The organism is Streptomyces sp. NBC_00212, from assembly GCF_045206365.1.
Taxonomy (GTDB): domain Bacteria; phylum Actinomycetota; class Actinomycetes; order Streptomycetales; family Streptomycetaceae; genus Streptomyces.
The window spans coordinates 5094209-5112992 of record NZ_CP108115.1; the positions used below are offsets into that span (position 1 = coordinate 5094209).

Below are 18784 nucleotides of genomic sequence, written 5' to 3' on the forward strand. Positions count from 1 at the left end.
CGGAATTGGAGGCGGTGGCATGGGCCAGCACGAGCACGAGCACGAGCACGAGCACGAGCACGAGCACGAGCATGTGCGTGTGGCGGTGATCGGGTCGGGGTTCGGCGGGCTCGGGGCGGCGGTTCGGCTGCGGCGCGAGGGGATCACCGACTTCGTCGTCCTGGAGCGGGCCGGCTCCGTCGGCGGCACCTGGCGCGACAACAGCTACCCGGGGTGCGCCTGCGACGTGCCCTCGCACCTCTACTCCTTCTCCTTCGCGCCCAACCCCGACTGGCCCCGCACCTTCTCCGGGCAGGAGCACATCCGCGCCTATCTGGAGCACGTCGCCGACGTCTTCCGGCTGCGGCCCCACATCCGTCTCGATCATGAAGTCACCATGATGCGGTGGGACGCGCAGGAGTTGTGGTGGGAGATCGAGGTGGCCAATGGGGTCACGCTGACCGCTGACGTCGTCGTCTCCGCCACCGGGCCGCTCTCCGATCCCAAGACGCCGGAGATTCCGGGGCTCGCCTCCTTCCCCGGCAAGGTGTTCCACTCCGCCCGCTGGGACCACGACTACGACCTGCGCGGCAAGCGGGTCGCCATGGTCGGCACGGGGGCCTCGGCGATCCAGATCGTGCCGTCCATTCAGCCCGACGTCGCCCGGCTCACGCTCTTCCAGCGCACACCGCCCTGGGTGATGCCGCGAATGGACCGCGAAATCACGGGAGTCGAGCGCTGGCTGCACCGTCAGCTGCCGTTCACCGGGGCCGCCCGGCGCGGACTCCTGTGGGGCATACGGGAGTTGCAGGTCAGCGCGTTCACCAAGAGGCCCAACGAACTCGGCCTCATCGAGTCGCTCGCCAAGTCCAACATGGCCCGCGCCATCAAGGACCCTGCCACCCGGGCCAAGCTGACCCCGGACTATCGCATCGGCTGCAAGCGGATCCTGCTCTCCAGCTCGTACTATCCGGCGCTCGCCGAGCCCAATGTCGACCTCGTCGCCTCCGGGCTCGCCGAGGTGCGCGGGTCCACCGTCGTCGCCGCCGACGGCACCGGGGCCGAGGTCGACGCGATCATCTTCGGCACCGGGTTCCACGTCACCGACATGCCGATCGCCGACCGTGTCGTCGGCGCCGAGGGGCACACGCTCGCCGAGTCGTGGAAGGACGGCATGCAGTCGCTGCGCGGCGCGACCGCCGCCGGGTTCCCCAACTGGATGACCATCATCGGGCCCAACACCGGCCTCGGGAACTCCTCCATGATTTTGATGATCGAGTCCCAGCTCAACTACATGGCCGACTACCTGCGGCAGCTGAACGTGCTCGGCGGGCGGGCCGCGCTCGCCGCCCGGCCGTCCGCCGTCGGCGCCTGGAACCGGCGGGTGCAGGAACGCATGAAGCGGACCGTGTGGAACACCGGCGGCTGCACCAGCTGGTACCTCGACGCGACCGGCCGCAACACCACCGTCTGGCCGGGCACCACCGGCGAGTTCCGCCGCGCGACCCGCGAGGTGGACCTGGGGGAGTACGAGGTCGTACGCGCCCCGGTGCGGGAGTCCGCGGACGTTCCGGCGGTGTCCGCGTGAGCCGGGTCGGGGCCGTGCGGGCCGGGGTGTACGCGCCGCCCGTCGCCGAGCACGAGCTCACCGCCCGCTCCGCCGACGGCACCCCGCTGCACGTAGAGGTGCACGGGCCCGCGGACGCGCCCGCCGTCGTCCTCGCGCACGGCTGGACCTGCTCGACCGCGTTCTGGGCGGCGCAGATCCGGGCGCTGTCCGGCGAGTGCCGGGTCATCGCGTACGACCAGCGCGGGCACGGGCGTACGCCCGCCGGCTCCTCCTGCACCACCGAGGCGCTCGCCGACGATCTCGAAGCGGTGCTCGCCGCGACGCTCGCGCCGGGTGAACGAGCCGTGCTCGCCGGGCACTCCATGGGCGGCATGACCCTCATGGCGGCCGCCGGACGAGCCGGCCTTCGCGAGCACGCGGCGGCGGTCCTGCTGTGCAGCACGGGCGCCTCGCGGCTTGTGGCCGAGTCGCGGGTGGTGCCGATGCGGGCGGGGAGGATACGTACCGGGCTCACCCGGCGCGTCCTCGGCTCGGGGGCGCCGCTCGGTCCGGTCACGCCGCTCGCCAAGAAGGTCCTGCGGTACGCGACGATGGGGCCCGGGGCCGCGCCCGACAAGATCGAGGCGTGCGCCCGCATCGTGCACGCCTGCCCGCGCGATGTGCGCCAGGACTGGTCCCATGTGCTGGCCGAGCTCGAACTCTGTCTGCTCGTACGGGAGTTGAGGGCGCCCACCGCTGTCGTGGTCGGCCGCGTGGACCGGCTCACGCCGCCCGTGCACGCGGAGCGGATCGCGGCCGGGCTGCCCGACTGCCGCTCGCTCGACGTCCTCACCGGCGTCGGGCACATGACGCCCATCGAGGCGCCCGAATTCATCACCGAGAAGATCCGCGCACTGGTGGCCGCGCATCTCGTGGCCCCCGCCGCCGACGCCGAGGAGCGTGCCGTATGAGCAGGGTCAGTCTGGAAGGGCAGGTCGCGGTCGTCACCGGAGCCGCGCGCGGCGTCGGTGAGCTCCTCGCGCGCAAGCTGTCGGCGCGCGGCGCCAAGGTCGCGCTCGTCGGGCTCGAACCCGACGAGCTGAAGCGGGTCGCGGCGCGGCTGCACACCGAGGCCGAGTCCTGGTACGCGGACGTCACCGACCACGCGGCGATGGCGCGGGTCGCGGGCGAGGTCAAGGAGCGGTTCGGGAAGGTCGACATCGTCGTCGCCAACGCGGGGGTCGCCTCCGGGGGGCCGTTCGTCGACTCCGACCCGGGCGCGTGGCGCCGCGTCATCGAGGTCAATCTCATCGGCGGGGCCGTGACGGCTCGCGCCTTCCTGCCCGTACTGATGGAGTCGCGCGGGTACTTCCTGCAGATCGCCTCCCTCGCGGCGATCACCCCGGCGCCGATGATGACGGCGTACTGCGCCTCCAAGTCCGGGGTCGAGGCGTTCGCGCACAGCCTGCGGGCGGAGGTGGGCTACAAGGGGGTGCGGGTCGGGGTCGGGTATCTGTCGTGGACGGATACGGACATGGTGCGGGGCGCCGACCAGGACGAGGTGATGCGGGAGCTGCGGTCCCGGCTGCCGTGGCCGTCCAACCGGACGTATCCGCTGGGGCCCGCCGTCGATCGCATCGTCGCGGGGATCGAGCGGCGGTCCTCGCACGTGTACGCGCAGTGGTGGTTGCGGGGGATGCAGTCCGTGCGGGGGTATTTGCCGGGGGTGATCGGGGCGGTGGGGGCTCGGGAGATGCGGCGCTTCGAGCCGCGGCTCAAGGGGGTTGGGCGGGGGCTGGTCGGTGCGGGCGGGGCGGCGGACGAGGAGGCCCGGGGGACTTTCCCCACCCCGCCCCTTCCCTAGACCCTCCGGGGGCGAATCGTTCTGGCTGCGGCCCGGTGGTCGTTCCTGGGGCTCTGCCCCAGACCCCGTTCGCGCCTTGAGGGCGCTCGTCCTCAAACGCCGGACGGGCTGAAGATGCCGGTGCTGGCCAGGATCGATGCGGTTAGGGGCGCGGGGAACTGCGCGAGCACCACGTACGGTCCGCGGGCGAAGGCGGGTTTAGGGGCGCGGGGAACTGCGCAACCCCGCGCCCCCGGTCCGCAGGCCGGGAACGCTGCGGGGTTGGGGGGCACCCCCAAGGCACCCTCAGCCCCCCACCCTCCGCGGTGGCAGCTTGGGGCGCTGGAGGTTCGGTGTCGTCGCATAGCCCGGTGGTGCCGACGCCGGGTGGAGGGTCAGGAGGTCCAGGGCCAGGCGGACCGCGTCGTCCAGTTGGGCGTGGCGGCCCTCCGCCCAGTCCAGGGGGGTGCGCAGGATCTCCAGGTCCGGTTCCACCCCGTGGTTCTCCACGGACCACCCGTACTCGTCGAACCACGCCGCGTTCATCGGCACCGTGATGACCGTTCCGTCGCCCAGGGTGTGACGGCCCGTCATGCCGACCACCCCGCCCCAGGTGCGCTGGCCCACCACCGGGCCGAGCTTGAGGAGGCGGAACGCCGCCGTGATCATGTCGCCGTCCGAGGACGTGGCCTCGTCGGCCAGCGCGACCACCGGGCCCCGCGGCGCGTTCGACGCGTACGACACCGCCTGGGCGTTCCTCGTCAGGTCCCAGCCCAGGATTCTGCGGGTCAGTTTTTCCACCACCAGTTCGCTGATGTGGCCTCCCGCGTTTCCCCGTACGTCCACGATCAGGGCCGGGCGGCTCACCTCCAGGCGCAGGTCCCGGTTGAACTGGGCCCAGCCCGAGCCGCCCATGTCGGGGATGTGCAGGTAGCCGCACTTGCCGCCGCTCAGCTCCCGTACCACCTCGCGGCGCTTGGCCACCCAGTCCTGGTAGCGCAGGGGGCGTTCGTCGACCAGGGGGACCACGGCCACTCTGCGTGATCTTCCCTCGCCCTCGGCAGGTTGGAAGGTCAGCTCCACCGTCGTGCCGCCCGCGCCCGCCAGCAGGGGGTAGGGGCCCGCGACCGGGTCGACCGGGCGGCCGTCCACGTGGGTCAGGACCGCGCCCTCACGGATGCCCGCGCCCGCCAGGGGGGAACGCGCCTTGGAGTCGGAGGAGTCGCCCGGCAGGATGCGCCGGATCTGCCAACTCCCGTCCCTGCAAACCAAGTTGGCGCCGAGGAGGCCTTGCGCGCGCTGGTAGTGCGGGGGGCCTTCGTTGCGGCGGGCGGCGGTGACGTACGCGTGTGAGGTGCCCAGTTCGCCGAGCACTTCGCGCAGCAGGTCCGCGAACTCGTCCGGGGAGGCCACGCGTTCCACCAGCGGGCGGTACTGGTCCAGGATCGTCGACCAGTCGATGCCGCACATCTTCGGCTCCCAGAAGTAGGAGCGGATGATGCGGCCCGCCTCGTCGTAGGCCTGGCGCCATTCCAGGGCCGGGTCGACGTCGTGCAGGATGCGGCGCAGGTCCAGGTAGACCGTGGAGTCGTTGTCGCCGGGCTCGGTGGCCGGGACCGCTCGCAGCTCGCCCTCGTCCACCACGACGAGTCGGCTGGCGTCGCCGCTGACCGCGAAGTAGTCGAGGTGGTCGACCAGTTCGGTCTTGCGGGCCTTGGAGATGTTGAAGTGTTCCAGGGTGGGGCGGCCCGAGGTGTCGGCCGGGTTGGCGAAGGTCTCGCCGAGCGCGCCCGAGATGGGCCAGCGCAGCCAGACCAGGCCGCCGCCCGATACCGGGTGGAGCGCGGAGTACTTCGATGCTGAGACCGGGAACGGGGTGACCCGGCTCTCCAGGCCCTCCACCTCCACCGTCACCGTGCCGTCGCCCGAGTCGTCGAGCGGGTCCAGGCCCCCCGCCGCGGGCCGCCCGTCCGGCGAGAGCGCGAACGGCGAGGGCGTCGCCGAGGACAGCGGCACCAGGTAGGGGCGGCAGCCGAGCGGGAAGGACAGGTCGCCGGTGTGGACGTCGTACACCGGGTCGAAGCCGCGCCAGGACAGGAACGCCAGATAGCGGCCGTCGCTGGTGAACACCGGGTTCTCGTCCTCGAAGCGGCCGTTGGTGACGTCCACGACGGTGCGGGCGCCGGGCCCCGAGATGCGGGCCATCTTGATCTGGCGCAGCGAGCGGCCGATCCCCGGGTGCGACCAGGTAACCCAGGCCCCGTCGGGCGAGAAGGCGAGGTCGCGGACCGGGCCGTTGACGGAGCGGATGAGTTCGGTGACCTCGCCTCCCCCAGACTCCGTCCGGGAGGTGCCCCCAGACTCCTCCGTGACGTCGATGAGCAGCAGGCGCCCGTCGTTCGCGGCGATCGCCAGGCGTTCGCCGTCGGGGTCGGACACCATCTCCTGCACCCGGCCGAGCTCGCCGGCCGCGAGGCGGCGCGGCTCGCGCTCGCCGCTGGCGCGCGGCAGGAAGGCGATCTCGACGGCGTCCTCGCCGTCCGCGTCGGTGATGTAGGCGACCTGGCCGCCGCTGCCCAGCATCACGGGCAGCCGGACCCGTACGCCCGGGGTGTCGGCGATGGTGCGGGCCGGGCCGTCGCGGTGGGTGAGCCAGTACAGGCTGCCGCGCACCACGACGGCGCTGGCCCGGCCCGTGGTGTCGACGGACAGCGCGTCCACGTGGTTGGCGGCCGGCACCTGGTAGCTGCGCCGCCCGGCGCGGGGCCCGCCGAGCCGTACGTCCAGCTTGCGCGGCACCGAGTCGGGGGTGAGGTCGTCCACGACCCACAGGTCGCCCGCGCACTGGTAGACGACCCGGCGGCCGTCGCTGGAGGCGTGCCGGGCGTAGAAGGCGTCGTGGTCGGTGTGCCGGGTCAGGTCGCTGCCGTCGGGGAGGCAGGAGTACAGGTTGCCGACGCCCTCGTGGTCGGAGAGGAAGGCGATGCGGCCCTCGACGAACATCGGCGAGTCGAGGTGGCCGCCGATGTCGGGGAGCAGCCGTCTGCCGTGCAGCCACAGGCGGCCGGTGGCGCCGCCGCGGTAGCGCTTCCAGGCGGCCGGCTCGTGCGGCGGCTTTCCGGTGAGCAGCAGGGTGCGGCGTTCGCCGTCGACGTCGGTGACGGCGATGTCGGAGACCGGGCCCCAGGGGAGCTTTCCGCCGGGGGAGTCGTCGGTGGGCACGCTGTAGGCCCAGGAGAAGTACGAGAACGGCTGGCTGTGGGAGGACACCGCGAGGATGTCGCCGTCGGGCGTCCAGCCGCACACCCGGGTGTCGGAGGACCCCCAGTACCCGATCCGGCGGGCCGGGCCGCCGGTCACCGGGGCCAGATGGATCTCCGGGTCGAGGCTGCGCCAGGTCGTGTACGCGATCTGGCTGCCGTCGGGCGAGAAGCGGGGGTGGCCGACCTTGGTGCGGTCGACGGTGACCCGCCAGGCGCGGGACGGGCTGTGCCCGGCCGGCACGAGGGGGGCGACCCACAGGTCGTCCTCGGCGGCGAAGCACAGCAAGTCGTCGTGCAGATGCGGGAACCGGAGGTACGCGGCGTCGTCACTCACCCCCCAATGCTTTCCGCGCGAGGTGCCCGCGGCAACTCGTAGGAGCGCTTTATTCCGTTCCGACACCTGTGGTCGACGACACAAGCGAAACGGTTCCGTTTCGCTTCGGGGCGGGGTTACCTTCGTACGGTACGCACAGTTCGTACGCGAAGTTCGTACGTGCAATACGTGCAAGGAGAGGAGGTCGATCATGGCGGGCAGGCTCACCCCGGAACGCGAGGCAGAGCTCTACGAGGCCGTGCTCGACCTGCTGCGCGAAGTCGGTTACGACGCCCTCACCATGGACGCCGTCGCCACCCGCACCCGCTCCAGCAAGGCCACCCTCTACCGCCAGTGGGGGAGCAAGCCGAAGCTGGTCGCGCGCGCTCTGCGGCACGACAAGCCGGTCAGTCTCGCCGAGATCGACACCGGGTCGCTGCGTGGCGACTTCCGCGAGCTGGTCTCCCGCGAGGACGACTGCAAGATGGAGAAGGACTCCGCGCTGATGCGGGGTCTGATGCGGGCCGTCCACGACAACCCCGATCTCCATCAGGCGCTGCGGGAACTGCTCATCGAGCCGGAGATCACCGGTCTCGACGCGGTGCTGCGACGCGCCGTGGACCGCGGTGAGGTCCGCGGGGACAACCCCGCGTTGTCCTATGTTGTACACATGTTGGTCGGCGCGTTCGTCGCCCGGCAGCTCATCGAGGACCGCCCGGTCGACCGGGCCTTCCTCGGCCATTACATCGACGCCGTGGTCCTCCCCGCCCTCGGCGACCCCTGCTAGACACCCCCCTCCCCGCGCACCACCCGCCCCACCTGACGCACGCCGCTCTCGTCGTCGGGCTGGTTCCCCATGCCCTGCTGGTTCCATACGACTTGACCGGGAGTACGCCCTCGTGGCCACGTTCCTCTACCGCCTAGGCAGGTTCGCCTTCCGGCGCCGCCGCTATGTCGCCCTGGTGTGGGTGGCGCTGCTCGCCCTCGCCGGGTTCGGCGCCGCCTCAGCCGCCACCGCCACCTCCTCCTCTTTCTCGATCCCGGGCACCGAGGCGCAGCGCGCGTTCGACCTGCTCAAGGAGCGGAACCCGAACGCGACCGCCGACGGCGCCACCGCCCGGATCGTCTTCAAGGCGCCCGAAGGCCAGAAGATGGCCGACCAGGCCAACAAGGCCGCGGTCGAGAAGACGATCGCGGGCCTGAAGGCCGGCTCGGACCAGGTCGCCGCGGTGACCGACCCGTTCAAGGCCAACGCCGTCTCCAAGAACGGCCAGGGCCCCATCGCGTACGTCCAGGTGTCGTACAAGGCCAACGCGATGCAGCTGACCGACGACACCCGTGACGCGCTCAAGAAGAGCGGCGACGAGGCGAAGAAGGCCGGGCTCACCGTCGAGATCGGCGGTGACGCGCTGCAGGCCATGCCGGAGCAGGGGGCCGGCGAGATCATCGGCGTGATCATCGCGGGCGTCGTCCTGGTGATCACCTTCGGGTCGCTGGTGGCGGCCGGGCTCCCGCTGCTCACCGCGCTCATCGGCGTCGGCATCGGTATCTCCACGATCACCGCGCTCGCCAACGTACTCGACCTCGGCACCACCACCGGCACCCTCGCGATGATGATCGGGCTCGCGGTCGGCATCGACTACGCGCTGTTCATCGTCTCCCGCTACCGGGCCGAGCTGGCCGAGGGCAGGGAACGCGAGGAAGCCGCCGGACGGGCCGTCGGAACGGCCGGCTCCGCCGTGGTGTTCGCCGGTCTGACCGTGGTGATCGCGCTGGTCGGCCTCGCCGTGGTCAACATCCCGATGCTCACCAAGATGGGCGCGGCCGCGGCCGGCACGGTCGTCATCGCCGTCCTCATCGCGCTCACCCTGATCCCCGCGCTGCTCGGCTTCGCCGGCAAGCGCGTGCTCGGCCGCAAGGCCCGCAAGGCGCACGAGCAGGGCGAGAAGACCGCCTCGACCAAGCCCAACATGGGCACCCGCTGGGCGAGCTTCGTGCTGCGCAAGCCGGTGTGGGTGCTGCTCGTCGGCGTGCTCGGCCTCGGCGCGATAGCGCTGCCGGCGAGCTCGCTGCAGATGGGCCTGCCGGACGACGGCTCGCAGCCGACCTCCACCACGCAGCGCCGTGCCTACGACACCCTCTCCGAGGGCTTCGGGCCCGGCTTCAACGGGCCGCTCATGGTCGTCGTCGACGGCAAGGACAGCACGAACCCGCAGGCCGCCGCCAACAAGACGGTCGACGCGATCAAGAAGCTCCCGGACGCGGGTCCGGTGCTCCCGCCCGCGTTCAACAAGGACAACGGCAACAACACGGCGACCATCACGGTCATACCGAAGTCCAAGCCGTCCTCCACCCAGACCGAGGACCTGGTCCACTCGATCCGGGACACCAACGAGTCGATCAAGGCCGAGACCGGGGCGAAGCTCCTGGTCACCGGCTCGACCGCGATGAACATCGACTTCTCGCAGAAGATGAACGACGCCCTGCTGCCCTACCTGGCACTCGTCGTCGGGCTCGCCTTCCTGCTCCTGATGGTGGTCTTCCGTTCGGTCCTGGTCCCGCTGAAGGCGGCCCTCGGCTTCCTGCTCTCGGTGGTCGCCGCCCTCGGCGCGGTCGTCGCGGTCTTCCAGTGGGGCTGGCTCGGCTCGCTGTTCGGCGTGCAGCAGACCGGCCCGATCATGTCCATGATGCCGATCTTCATGGTGGGCGTGGTCTTCGGTCTCGCGATGGACTACGAGGTCTTCCTGGTCACGCGGATGCGCGAGGCGTACGTCCACGGCGAGCGGCCCGGCCAGGCGATCGTCACCGGGTTCAAGCACGGCGCCCGGGTGGTCACCGCAGCCGCGGTGATCATGATCGCGGTGTTCTCCGGCTTCATCGGCTCCAGCGAGCAAATGATCAAGATGATCGGCTTCGGCCTCGCGATAGCGGTCTTCTTCGACGCGTTCATCGTCCGCATGGCGATCGTGCCCGCGGTGCTCGCGCTGCTCGGCGCGAAGGCCTGGTGGCTGCCGCGCTGGCTGGACCGGGTGCTGCCGAACGTCGACGTCGAGGGCGAGGGCCTGCGCAAGCAGGAGGCCGCCGAACTCGACAGCGACGGCGACCCCGACGGGCGTCGCGAGCTGGCGCGGGTCTGACCCCCGCCTCCTGAACGCCGGGACCCTTCGAACCGAGCGGCCGTGGGTCCCGGCCGACGTCGGCGGCCTGTGGGGACGGGACCGCCGGCGCCCCTCGGCCCCTCGTGCGTACCGCGCACGGGGGGCCTCCGCATGCCGTAAGGCATGCCGTACGGAATGTCGTACGGAAGCTCAGCGGTGGCGGCCCGCCGCGGACGGGGCCGCCCGCGCGTCGGTGGCGTAGGTGTGGCGCAGGAAGCGGACCAGCGGCGAGCTGTCGAACTGGACCACCGCGACCCCGTCCGGCGAGTGGAATTCGAGGACCGTCTGGGCGCGGCCGCACGGCCACACCTCCACGTCGCCCCGGCGGGCGGGCGCGCGCAGCCCCGATTCGAGCAGGTCGCGCGGGAAGATCCATTCGTTGCCGCCCGGGAAGGCGAAGCAGACCGTGCCGGGGGCGTCGGCGGGGTCGTAGCGCAGCTTCACCGGGACGGGGTTGGTGAGCGGGGCGTCCGTGACGATGCGGGCCCGGGCGTGATCCTCGACGGAGCGGCTGTCGGCGTGTTCCTCGGCGTGGTCCTCGACTGCGGGGGACATCGGTCGCTCCTCACGCTGGGTGCTGAATGAAATTCGGTTCGTGCTAGTTGGTATCAAATGTCCCATATTTTTCGGGTAAACCCCCAGCGAGTCGGCTTGTCACTTGGTACTTGTCCGCTCTTGCGAAGGGTTCGCAACAGGGCACTATCATCAAACGGTTCTGCGCATGCCGCGCAGGGAAGAGGGCGCCACGGGAAATCGGAGTCCCCCCATGCACGTACCCGATGGATTCATCAACGCACCTGTATCGGCGGTCACAGGTGTGGTCGCCGCCGGAGCCGTCGCCGTCAGCCTGCGCGGGGCGCGCCGCGAACTCGACGAAAAGACGGCGCCGCTGGCCGGTCTCGTCGCCGCGTTCATCTTCGCCGTGCAGATGCTGAACTTCCCCGTCGCGGCCGGCACCAGCGGCCATCTGCTCGGCGGCGCGCTCGCCGCGATCCTCGTCGGGCCCTACACCGGCGTGCTGTGCGTGTCCGTGGTCCTGCTCATGCAGGGCATCCTGTTCGCCGACGGCGGCCTCACTGCGCTCGGCGTGAACATCACCGACATGGCGATCACCACGACCGTCGTCGCCTACGCCCTCTTCCGCGGCCTCGTGAAGGTGCTGCCCCGCACCCGCCGCTCGATCACCGTCGCCTCGTTCGTGGCCGCGCTGCTCTCCGTCCCGGCCGCCGCCCTCGTCTTCACCGCGATCTACGCGCTCGGCGGCACCACCGACGTGCCGATCGCCAAGGTGCTCACCGCGATGGTCGGCGTGCACGTCCTGATCGGCATCGGCGAGGCCGTGATCACCGCGCTCACGGTGGGCGCCGTCATCGCCGTACGCCCCGACCTCGTGCACGGGGCCCGCGGCCTGACCGCGCCGCTCAAGCTGCGCGTCGGCGGCGAACTCGTCGACGCGCCCGCCGCCGCCCCCGCGGCGGCCCGCACCCGCTCCACGAAGAAGGTGTGGGGCATCGGCATCGTCACCGCGCTCGTCCTCGCCGGGTTCGTCTCCTTCTACGCCTCGGCCAGCCCCGACGGCCTGGAGAAGGTCGCCCACGACAAGGGCATCGACGCCAAGACCAAGTCGCACGCCACCTCCGACTCGCCGCTCGCCGACTACTCCGTCAAGGACATCGGCGACGCCCGCCTGGCCGGCGGCCTCGCCGGAGTGATCGGCGTCGGCGTCACCGTCGTGGTGGGCAGCGGCGTGTTCTGGGCCGTACGCCGCCACCGTACGGAGCCCGCCCCCGAGCGCACCCCGGAAGCGGTCTGACGTGGGAGCGGGCCACTCCCACCGGCTCTACCGGCACGGCCACTCACCCGTCCACGACCTGCCCCCGCACTGCAAGCTCGCCGCGGTGTTCCTGTTCGTGGTCGTCGTGGTGTCCACACCGCGCGAGGCGATGTGGGCCTTCGCGCTGTACGCCGTGCTGCTCGCCTGCGTGGCGGGTGCGGCCCGCATCCCGGCCGGATACCTCCTGAAGCGGCTGCTCATCGAGATCCCGTTCGTGGCGTTCGCCGTGCTCATGCCGTTCGTCGTGCCCGGCGAGCAGGTCCACGTGCTCGGCCTCTCGCTCAGCGAGAACGGGCTGTGGGGCGCCTGGAACGTGCTCGCCAAGGGCACCCTCGGCGTCGCCGCCTCCGTGATCCTCGCCTCCACCACCGAACTGCGCGCCCTGCTGCTCGGCCTGCAGCGCCTCAAACTGCCGCCGCTCCTCGTCCAGATCGCGTCCTTCATGATCCGGTACGGGGACGTGATCACCGACGAGATGCGGCGGATGTCGATCGCCCGCCGCTCGCGCGGCTTCGAGGCACGCGGGGTGCGCTCCTGGGGCGTCCTCGCCAAGTCGGCGGGCGCGCTCTTCATCCGCTCCTACGAACGCGGCGAACGCGTCCATCTCGCGATGGTCAGCCGCGGCTACGCCGGCGCCATGCCGGTGATCGACGAGGTGACGGCGACCCGCGCCCAGTGGACGCGGGCCGTGGCCCTCCCCGTGACGGCGCTCGCCGTCTGTCTGCTGGGCTGGATTCTGTGACAGGTGAGAACGTCATGAACGCTGAGAACGTCCCGTCCCTCGAAGTGTCCGGGCTCGCCTTCGCCTACCCCGACGGGCATCAGGCGCTGTTCGGCGTCGACCTGACGGTGGCGCGCGGCGAGCGGGTCGCGCTGCTCGGCCCCAACGGCGCGGGCAAGACGACCCTCGTCCTCCACCTCAACGGCATCCTCGAAGGCGGCGCGGGCTCCGTGACCGTCGCCGGTCTGCCGGTCGCCAAGAAGAACCTCGCCGAGATCCGGCGCCGGGTCGGCATCGTCTTCCAGGACCCCGACGACCAGCTCTTCATGCCGACCGTCCGCGAAGACGTCGCCTTCGGCCCGGCAGCGTCCGGCGTGCGCGGGCCGGAACTGGAGAAGCGGGTCCTCGCGGCCCTCACCCAAGTGGGAATGGCCGAGTACGCCGACCGGCCGCCGCACCACCTGTCCTTCGGCCAGCGCCGCCGCGTCGCCGTCGCGACGGTGCTCGCGATGTCGCCGGAGATCCTGGTCCTGGACGAGCCGTCGTCCAACCTCGACCCCGCGTCGCGGCGCGAACTGGCCGACATCTTGCGGGGGTTGGACGTAACGGTCCTCATGGTGACCCATGACCTGCCGTACGCGCTGGAGCTGTGCGGGCGGGCGGTGATCCTGAGCGAGGGGGTCATCGCGGCGGACGGCCCCACGGGGGATGTCCTGTCCGACGCGGCCCTGATGCGGGCGCATCGCCTTGAGCTCCCGTTCGGCTTCGACCCGTCCGCGACGGCGGCGCTCCGCTAGGGGGCGGGTCATCTCGGCGCGGGCCCGCCGTACCCTTTTGCGCAGTTCCCCGCGCCCCTTAACGGGCCGGACGCCGTCCGCGGGCCTGCCGTGCCCTTTGCGCAGTTCCCCGCGCCCCTTAACCCCGTTTCGGCCGCAGGGGGCGTGTGGCTGGTCGCGCAGTTCCTCGCGCGCCTAACCCCGTTTTCGGCCTCGGGTCGTGGGTGGTTGCTCGCGCAGTTCCCCGCGCACCTGAACCCGCCTTCGTCCGCGGGCCGTACGTGGTGCTCGCGCAGTTCCCCGCGCCCCTGACAGCATCGATCCTGGCCAGCACCGGCATCTTCAGCCTGTCGTGGGGGTCCCCCTGGCCCTTAAGGCCTTGGGGGAGTTTGAGGACGAGCGCCCTTCAGGCGCGAACGGGGTCTGGGGCGGAGCCCCAGGTCATGACCGCCGGGCCGCAGGCGACCCACCCACCCCCGGAGGGTTTAGGGAAGGGGTGGGGTGGGGGCGAAACGGGGTCTGGGGCGGAGCCCCAGTGCACCCGCCCGGGCCGCAACCCCGCCCGCGTCGGCCCCGCCTCCCCGTCAGGCACCATGGGTAGCGGGCACCAGCGCGGCGCCCAGCAAGATGGGGAGCGATCGTGGTCGACGTACAGGGCACCGTGGCACCGGGCTACGAACCGGTGAAGGACGCCTTCGTGCGGAACTTCGAGCAGCGCGGAGAACGCGGCGCGGCCGTCGCCGTCTACCGGCACGGCCGCAAGGTCGTCGACCTGTGGGCCGGCACCAAGGACGTGGACGGCACCGCCCCCTGGGCGCTGGACACCGCCCAGATAGTGCGCTCGGCCACCAAGGGCGTGGTCGCCGCCGTCCCCCTCCTCCTGCACCAGCGCGGACGGCTCGACCTGGACGCCCCGGTGTCGACGTACTGGCCCGAGTTCAAGGCGGCCGGCAAGGAGCGCACCCTCGTACGGCACCTCCTCTCGCACCGGGCCGGGGTGCCCGCCCTCGACCGCCCGCTCACCCCCGCCGAGGCCGCCGACGGCGAGAGCGGACCGGCCGCCGTGGCCGCGCAGCCCCCGTTCTGGGAGCCCGGCACCGCGCACGGCTACCACGCGCAGACCTACAGCTGGCTGCTCGGCGAGCTGGTCCGGCGCGTCACCGGGCGCACCATCGGCCGGTGGGTGGCAGAGGAGATAGCCGGGCCGCTCGGCCTGGACTTCTGGATGGGCGTGCCGGACACCGAGGCGCACCGGGTGGGCCGGGTCGGCCCCGTCGAGGCGCCCGAGGCGGGCGACGGCGGGCTGCGGCTCAGGCCGAAGCGCAGCGTCACCGAGGCCTACCAGGACCCGCACTCGCTGACCCGGCGCGCGTTCGGCGCGATCGACCCGCTGCCGGACGAGAACGACCCCGCCTACCGCGCCGCCGAACTCCCCGCCTCCGCGGGCATCTCCACCGCCCGCGCGCTGGCCCGCTTCTACGCCGCCACCTTCGGCGAAGTGGACGGCGGGGAGCGGCTGTTCGCGCCCGCCACGCTCGCCCTGGCCCGCACGGAGGAGAGTTCGGGGCCGGACAGGGTCCTGGTCGTGAACACCCGCTTCGGCCTCGGCTACATGCTGCACGGCCCGGCCTCCCCGCTCCTCGCCCCCGGATCCTTCGGGCACCCCGGACGCGGCGGCTCGCTGGGCTTCGCCGACCCCGAGTCGGGGACCGCGTTCGGCTATGTGACCAACGGCCTGCAGAAGGGCGTCACCGCCGACCCCCGTGCCCAGGCCCTGGTGCGGGCGCTACGTTCGACCGTATGACGCATCCTCAGACGGCTTCCCAAGCGGCTTCCCAGACGGTTTTCAACGCAGCACGTTTCGACGGACACGCGGTACTGATCACCGGCGCGGGGCGCGGCATCGGCGCCGCCACCGCGCGCAGGCTGGCCGCCGAGGGCGCCCAAGTCCTCGTCACCGACGTCGAGTTGGGGCGGGCGGCCGAAACGGCGGCCGAACTGAAAGGTGCCGTAGCCCGGCACTGCGACGTGTCCGACCGGGCTTCGGTGGAGGCCGCGGTCGCCTTCGCCGTCGAGGAGTTCGGCCGGCTCGACGTCCTCGTCAACAACGCCTATTCGTGCACGCCGGACGCCGCGCGCTTCGAGGACGAGGACGACGAGGAGTGGGCCCGCGACCTCGACATCAGCCTCACCGGCGCCTTCCGCTGCGCCCGCGCCGCCCTGCCGCACCTCGCCGCGTCCGGCCGGGGCGCGATCGTCAGCATCGGATCGGTCAACGGCGAGCAGGACTTCGGCAACCACGCCTACAGCGCCGCCAAGGCGGGCCTCGCCTCCCTGACCCGTACGCTCGCCGGGGACGCCGCGCCGCGCGGGGTGCGGGTCAACCTGGTCGAGCCCGGCACCGTCCACACCCCCACCTGGGACGGCCGCGAGGCCCAGCTGGAGCGGATGGCGAAGCTGTACCCGCTGGGCCGGGTCGGCGAGCCCGAGGACATCGCGGCGGCTGTCGCCTTCCTCGCCTCGGCCGACGCGTCCTGGATCACCGGCACCACCCTGCGCGTCGACGGCGGCCTCCTCGCGGTCAACACCGGCTTCCAGCGGGCGGCTTGCGGGGAGTGACCGGCCGAGGGGATGTCACCCCGCCCGCAGCATCAGGCCGATGCCCACCACAAGGAGGCCCGCCGCGGCGATCCGGGGGGCGCCGAAGCGTTCCTTGAAGAAGATCGCCCCGATCGCCGCGCCCACGATGATCGACGATTCGCGCAGCGCGGCGATCGGGGCGAGCGGCGCCCTGGTCTGCGCCCACAGGACGAGCCCGTACGCGGTGACCGAGAGCGCCGCGCCTAGGAGCCCGCGGGCCGCGAACGGGCGCAGTTCCACGGCCAGTTGGGACCGCCGGCGGTATACGGCGTAGGCGGGGATGGCCAGGCCCTCCAGGATCATCAGCCAGGCGATGTAGCCGGACGAGGAGCCCGAGGCGCGCACCCCGACGCCGTCGACGACGGTGTACCCGGCGATCGTGAGGCCGGTGGCGAGGGCCGCGAGAATGGCCGGCCAGTTCGGCCGCGAGCCGCGCAGGCCCCACAGGGCGACCCCGACCAGCCCCGCGCAGGCCACGGCCACGCCCGCCAGCTGCCAGGCGTTCGGCATCTCGTGCACGAACACGGCGGCGAGCACGGTCACCACCAGCGGGGCCGTGCCGCGCGCGATCGGATACATCTGCCCGAAGTCGCCCAGCGTGAACGACCGCATGAGCAGCAGCATGTACGCGACGTGCAGAGCCGCCGAGACCAGCAGATACGGCCAGGCCCCGCGGTCCGGCACCGGCACGAACGGCAGCGCGAGCAGCCCGATCAGCGCGCCGCCGCCGGATATCAGGGTGAAGGAGAGCAGCTGGTCCTTGAGGTGGTGGGCGAGCGCGTTCCAGCTGGCGTGCGTGAGGGCCGCGAGCAGCACCGCGCACGTGATGGTCAGGGTCACGAGTGCCGCTCGCGCGGGTCGAGGGGGCGATCCGAAGAGTCCATGGCCCGCACGCTAGTGGTCGGTGTACGGGCCACGCGAGAGGGTTTCAGAGCCTGGGCCCGACCCCTGCTCCAGGTGCTCAGCCCGCGCGCAGGACCTGCGCGACGATCGGCCCCGCCGCGTCCCCGCCGTGTCCGCCGGACTGCACCAGGGCGGCCGCCGCGAGGTCGTCGCTGTAGCCGGTGAACCAGCTGTCCGACTTGTTCTGGCCGTCCTTCTCGGCGGAGCCGGTCTTGGCGCCCTTGTCGCCGCCGACGCTCTGCATGGCCACGGTCGCCGTCCCGTACGAGGCGGTCGCGGTGATGTGCATCATCTCGCGCAGCTGGCCGGCGATGCCCGAGGGCAGCGGGTCGGCCTGGGCCAGCGCCCGGCCGTCGAGGGACTGCGGCACGATCACCGGCTGGCGGAAGCGGCCCGACTTCGCGGTCGCCGCGATGGACGCCATGTCGAGCGGGCTCATCTGGACCTTGCCCTGCCCGATGTACGCCGCCGCCGTCTCGGCACCGGCCGAGGCGGGCACGCTGCCGTCGAAGGACGGCACGCCGATCTTCCAGTCCTGGCCGATGCCGAAGTAGTTGGCCGCGACGCGCCCCAGCGCCCCGTCGTCGTTCACGTCGTCGACGAGCTTGATGAAGGCGGTGTTGCAGGACTTGGCGAAGCTCATCGAGAAGGGCTTGTTGTCCAGCGAGAAGTTGTTGAGGTTGTGGAAGGTGACGCCCTGCCACATCACGTCGGAGGGACACTCGGTCGGCTTGTCCGGGGCCGCCTTGCCCTTCTCGATCAGCATCGCCGCGGTGACGATCTTCATCGTGGAGCCGGGCGCGACCCGGCCCTGGAGCGACGCCGGGAACTTGTCGGTGCGGTTGTCCGCGACCGCCCGGATCTCACCGGTGCTCGGCTTGACGGCCACCACCGACGACTCCCCGAACCCCTTCACGGCCTTCTCGGCGGCCGCCTGCACATCCGCGTCCAGGGTCGTCTTCAGCTTGCCCGGCGTGCCCTTCTGCAGGGTGATCAGCGTGCGGGCCGGGGTGTTGTTGCCCTGGATCTGGAGCTCGATGCCCGGCGTGCCGTCGACCTTGGCGCCGTACTTCTGGCGAAGCCCGTCCAGGATCGCGGCCAGCGAGGGGTACTGCTCCTTGGTCAGCGGCCGGTCCTTGTAGTCGACGGCCTGGATCTCGGGGTTCTGCGCCTTGTCCGTCACCAGGCGCTCGCCCGTCTTCAGCTGCGGGTGCAGCACGGCGGGCTGCCAGTCCACCAGCACCTTGTGCGTCAACTGGCCGCGTACGACGGTGAGTTGGGAGGCGTAGGACAGCGGGGCCGTCTTGCCCTCGAAGGAGACGTCGGCCTTGACGGTGTACGGGACGACCGCCCCGTTCGGCGCGCCCGGGGTGACCACCACGTTCGTGATGTGGGCCTGGTCGCTGAAGCCGGTCAGCGCGGCCGAGGCGCCCTGCTGGTTGTTGGTCAGGGCGGCGGCCCCCGCCGCGTCGCCCTTCGCCCAGGCCTGGAGGAAGCCGGTGGAGGTCTCCTTGATCTCGTCCGCGCCAGGCGGCCCGGTGCGCGCGGGCGCGCCCTGCGTGCGCGTCCCGCCGGAGCCCTTGTCGTCACCCCCGCCCACCAGCGTGTAGCCCCCGTACGCCACGCCTCCGGCGACCACCACGAACACCCCGCCCACGATGGCGACCTTCGCTCCACTGCGCATCCCGCAGTTCCCCTCCCCAGGAGTCCCCCGAACCTCTTGAACGTGTTCAAGGGGTTACTTGGGGGCGACTCTACGGGACGGCAGTGACAGCGGTGCTCTCAGTTGTCGAACGGTTACCGGA

14 protein-coding genes are annotated in these 18784 nt (G+C 71.8%); 10 read left to right on the forward strand and 4 right to left on the reverse strand.

Translation table 11 applies throughout. The features are described 5' to 3' along the window. Window positions 1-19 precede the first annotated feature (19 nt). From OHA17_RS23460 to OHA17_RS23470, 3 genes are read left to right on the forward strand one after another with little or no spacing between them, the layout of a single operon-like run. On the forward strand, window positions 20-1567 hold the full coding sequence (locus OHA17_RS23460) for a flavin-containing monooxygenase (RefSeq protein WP_406508236.1): 1548 nt from the start codon (window positions 20-22) through the stop codon (window positions 1565-1567). Then, a complete protein-coding gene (locus tag OHA17_RS23465; protein WP_406508237.1) occupies window positions 1564-2499 on the forward strand; it encodes an alpha/beta fold hydrolase in 936 nt (311 codons plus the stop codon). Before OHA17_RS23460 ends, OHA17_RS23465 begins: the two co-directional genes overlap by 4 nt. Beyond that, window positions 2496-3392, forward strand: coding sequence for an SDR family oxidoreductase (locus OHA17_RS23470; protein WP_406508238.1), 897 nt, complete (start codon window positions 2496-2498; stop codon window positions 3390-3392). The genes OHA17_RS23465 and OHA17_RS23470 overlap by 4 nt, the downstream gene beginning before the upstream one ends. 285 nt (window positions 3393-3677) lie before the next feature. Here the strand turns inward: OHA17_RS23470 and OHA17_RS23475 are convergent, their stop codons facing one another. After that, window positions 3678-6968 (reverse strand): S41 family peptidase, encoded by a 3291-nt coding sequence (locus tag OHA17_RS23475; protein WP_406508239.1) that lies wholly within the window; start codon window positions 6966-6968, stop codon window positions 3678-3680. 190 nt (window positions 6969-7158) lie between these two features. Here OHA17_RS23475 and OHA17_RS23480 point away from each other — a divergent pair, with 190 nt between their 5' ends. Further along, entirely contained in the window at window positions 7159-7734 is a 576-nt protein-coding gene (locus OHA17_RS23480) for a TetR/AcrR family transcriptional regulator (protein ID WP_406508240.1), read from the forward strand. 112 nt (window positions 7735-7846) lie between these two features. Then, complete coding sequence (locus OHA17_RS23485) at window positions 7847-10084, forward strand: MMPL family transporter (protein ID WP_406508241.1); 2238 nt, start codon at window positions 7847-7849, stop codon at window positions 10082-10084. Window positions 10085-10255: 171 nt separating this feature from the next. On the opposite strand, the gene OHA17_RS23490 is transcribed toward OHA17_RS23485, so the two are convergent. Next, the gene (locus OHA17_RS23490) at window positions 10256-10660 is read right to left on the reverse strand and encodes an SsgA family sporulation/cell division regulator (RefSeq protein WP_406508242.1); all 405 of its coding nucleotides are present in this window, start codon (window positions 10658-10660) and stop codon (window positions 10256-10258) included. Between the two features lie 211 nt (window positions 10661-10871). Between OHA17_RS23490 and OHA17_RS23495 the strand changes: the two genes are divergently transcribed. The 5 genes from OHA17_RS23495 to OHA17_RS23515 all read left to right on the forward strand — a co-directional run bounded on the left by OHA17_RS23495 (window position 10872) and on the right by OHA17_RS23515 (window position 16055). Continuing rightward, window positions 10872-11918, forward strand: coding sequence for an energy-coupling factor ABC transporter permease (locus OHA17_RS23495; protein ID WP_406508243.1), 1047 nt, complete (start codon window positions 10872-10874; stop codon window positions 11916-11918). 1 nt (window position 11919) lies between these two features. Next, on the forward strand, window positions 11920-12681 hold the full coding sequence (gene cbiQ / locus OHA17_RS23500; protein WP_053729612.1) for a cobalt ECF transporter T component CbiQ: 762 nt from the start codon (window positions 11920-11922) through the stop codon (window positions 12679-12681). Between the two features lie 14 nt (window positions 12682-12695). Then, entirely contained in the window at window positions 12696-13457 is a 762-nt protein-coding gene (locus tag OHA17_RS23505) for an energy-coupling factor ABC transporter ATP-binding protein (protein ID WP_406508244.1), read from the forward strand. 616 nt (window positions 13458-14073) lie between these two features. Further along, on the forward strand, window positions 14074-15240 hold the full coding sequence (locus OHA17_RS23510) for a serine hydrolase domain-containing protein (protein ID WP_406510792.1): 1167 nt from the start codon (window positions 14074-14076) through the stop codon (window positions 15238-15240). Further along, entirely contained in the window at window positions 15237-16055 is an 819-nt protein-coding gene (locus OHA17_RS23515) for an SDR family NAD(P)-dependent oxidoreductase (protein ID WP_406508245.1), read from the forward strand. Before OHA17_RS23510 ends, OHA17_RS23515 begins: the two co-directional genes overlap by 4 nt. 15 nt (window positions 16056-16070) lie before the next feature. Here the strand turns inward: OHA17_RS23515 and OHA17_RS23520 are convergent, their stop codons facing one another. Both OHA17_RS23520 and OHA17_RS23525 read right to left on the reverse strand, forming a co-directional pair. Further along, window positions 16071-16916 (reverse strand): EamA family transporter, encoded by an 846-nt coding sequence (locus OHA17_RS23520; protein ID WP_398875995.1) that lies wholly within the window; start codon window positions 16914-16916, stop codon window positions 16071-16073. A 121-nt stretch (window positions 16917-17037) separates the two neighbouring features. After that, complete coding sequence (locus tag OHA17_RS23525) at window positions 17038-18663, reverse strand: penicillin-binding transpeptidase domain-containing protein (RefSeq protein ID WP_406508246.1); 1626 nt, start codon at window positions 18661-18663, stop codon at window positions 17038-17040. Window positions 18664-18784 lie beyond the last annotated feature (121 nt).